The organism is Oleiagrimonas sp. MCCC 1A03011 (assembly GCF_003267965.1).
Lineage (GTDB): Bacteria > Pseudomonadota > Gammaproteobacteria > Xanthomonadales > Rhodanobacteraceae > Oleiagrimonas > Oleiagrimonas citrea.
This window is the reverse complement of the sequence record NZ_MSPY01000023.1, coordinates 1-2,083: the sequence shown is the minus strand read 5'-3', so window position 1 is coordinate 2,083 and position 2,083 is coordinate 1. Positions and strand designations below refer to the sequence as shown.

4 protein-coding genes are annotated in these 2,083 nt (G+C 54.8%); all 4 read left to right on the top strand.

What is annotated here, in order from left to right:
* Positions 1-397: hypothetical protein (locus BTJ49_RS15860; protein ID WP_206098441.1), on the top strand; the 397-nt coding region annotated here is incomplete at its 5' end.
* A gap of 99 nt (positions 398-496) precedes the next feature.
* Positions 497-724 carry a hypothetical protein gene (locus BTJ49_RS15140; RefSeq protein WP_168184782.1) on the top strand — a complete coding sequence of 76 codons (228 nt, stop codon included), beginning with the start codon at positions 497-499 and terminating at the stop codon, positions 722-724.
* 403 nt (positions 725-1,127) lie between these two features.
* The gene (locus BTJ49_RS15635) at positions 1,128-1,523 is read left to right on the top strand and encodes a hypothetical protein (protein WP_146742386.1); all 396 of its coding nucleotides are present in this window, start codon (positions 1,128-1,130) and stop codon (positions 1,521-1,523) included.
* 81 nt (positions 1,524-1,604) lie between these two features.
* A complete protein-coding gene (locus BTJ49_RS15630) occupies positions 1,605-1,973 on the top strand; it encodes a hypothetical protein (RefSeq protein ID WP_146742385.1) in 369 nt (122 codons plus the stop codon).
* Positions 1,974-2,083 lie beyond the last annotated feature (110 nt).

The window sequence follows — 2,083 nt, the reverse complement described above, 5'->3', positions numbered from 1 at the left end:
GTGTCCGGAGCGTACGCTCCTGTCTGGCTCATCGAAGCCGTGTGGCGACGCGGGAGGAGTCCATTGGATCATTCAAGCCGACCGCCCACTGGCTACGCCAGCGGTCGGCGTCTTAACTCCAGCGTTAGCACTCATGACAACCGATCCTAAAGATTCCAGCCCGGTGGCCATCAAGATCGAGGGTGGTCGAAACATTCGTCTGGACAACAACGTCTCTGTTGGGATGCCACTTCTAGATGCCAAAGACGTTGAAAACCTTAGCGGCTCGGAAAACAAGTCATACATCCAGTCCCAGCAGGAGCAGCGTTGGCACGAGCACACTCTTGTCAAAGCACTTGTCACGCTCTTAGTAACTGTGGCCGCCGCAGGCATCATCTACGCGCTAGGATGGAAGTGAGCGCTAACAGATCATCCAAGCGGACACGCTGACGCGTGCCGCTTAATTCAAGCGTTAGGGCTTATGAATCCAGATCGCCTCATCACGCACCAAGCGGGCATGAAAGCGCAAGAGGTTCTGCGCCTGTACGCGGAGGGCTTCCGCCTAGTCTGCCGTTACTGCAAAGTCGAGTTCACAACGATCCCTGAAGCACTCGAACCCAACGAAATGCCAATCTCAGTAACCTGCCCCAACAACATCAACCATATGCACCTACGCATCGAACCAGAGCACGCTATGAAGGGTGTGCGCTCGGGCATGCGCACTTGGAGCAGCGAAGCAAAATGAGGTCTTCGCGCCCTAACCAATCATCCAAGCGGACACGCTGACGCGTGCCGCTTAATTCAAGCGTTAGACGTTGCAAGGAGGGAATCGATGGCAACCAAGCATGATCTCCAAGATTGGGTCAAAAATGCTCTTGTTAGCTTGGGTGGCCGTGGCTCGCTCACAGAAGTCGCAAAGGAAATATGGCGTGCGCATGAGCGAGATTTGCGAGGGTCGGGCGATCTGTTCTATACATGGCAGTACGACATGCGCTGGGCTGCAAATCGTCTCCGCAGGAGCGGTGTGATGCAGCCTGTGGCCACTTCTCCAATTGGTGTCTGGGTGCTCGCGTAGGGCGTCTAACCAATCATCCAAGCGGACGCGCTACGCGCGCCGCTTAATTCAAGCGTTAGCTGGAAGTGTCGCCATGTACGAAGAAGGTGAGATCACCATAGCGGAATGCTCGGAATGCGGTGAATCGTTCCCGGTTTTTGTCTTCGTTGCGGATACCGACATGGTTACGGTCGGTTGCCTAGCGTTCACCACTGTGGATAAATCCATAGTCTTAGCCGAGCAACTTCCAGGAGAATCACCAAGTTCCACAGCGGCGCGTCTGGGCCCCGATGTTCATAGCGTTTCTGTTAGATATGAGGGTGAAGTTGCCCCACGCGGGCTTTCGTTTCAGGAATTTCGCAAGGTGTACAAGCCTGCAACTCCTATATACCAATGCATTTATTGCGGTGGCGATTCATTGGGGTTGAGTAAGATGTCCAAAGAACAGTTTTTGGCTACTGGGGAAATTCGGGTTGTCTCTCGCAGCTAACAATGCGGTCAACGGGACCGCTTTTCCGCGCCGCCTTTGGCTCTGCTCCAAAGCGGCCCGTTACCTTTAGCGTTAGCCGTCATGACTCTGAAAATTCCCGGCATCAACTTCACTTCAGAGCGCGATGCTGGCAGTTGCCTCATCTACTCGTTTGCATTCCCTTCCGGCGCAGAGACTGAGGCTCTCGATTCCATCCTCAATCACCTTGTTCCCAATTCTGAAGTTTCAGTATCTGACCCAACAAACGGCGATTGCTCGTTGGAGGTTCGTCGCACCTCAAGCGGTCTGGAGCTAAAGCGGGGTTGTCATGGTGTTTTTGGTACTTGGCGTGCAGCCACGTTCTCAGAGGCATTGTCTTGGTTGTTGCCTGGGGCCGTCGCCGCAAGCAAGACTGCTCGTCCCGGCTTCGGTGGCAACATCGTGCTCTACAAGGTGGCCGTGCGCGGCTAACAACTCGTGTATGGACTCCCCCTGCAAGTAACCGAGTACATACTCGTTGGCAAAACGGTGCGGTTGCGTTCGTGTATGCGGCTTTTCGGTGAGCGCGGTTCGCTCGAGCC

Coding starts and splice junctions, on each gene's coding strand:
- BTJ49_RS15140 (WP_168184782.1), top strand. CDS start 497: ATGAAAGCGCAAGAGGTTCTGCGCCTGTACGCGGAGGGCTTCCGCCTA.
- BTJ49_RS15635 (WP_146742386.1), top strand. CDS start 1,128: ATGTACGAAGAAGGTGAGATCACCATAGCGGAATGCTCGGAATGCGGT.
- BTJ49_RS15630 (WP_146742385.1), top strand. CDS start 1,605: ATGACTCTGAAAATTCCCGGCATCAACTTCACTTCAGAGCGCGATGCT.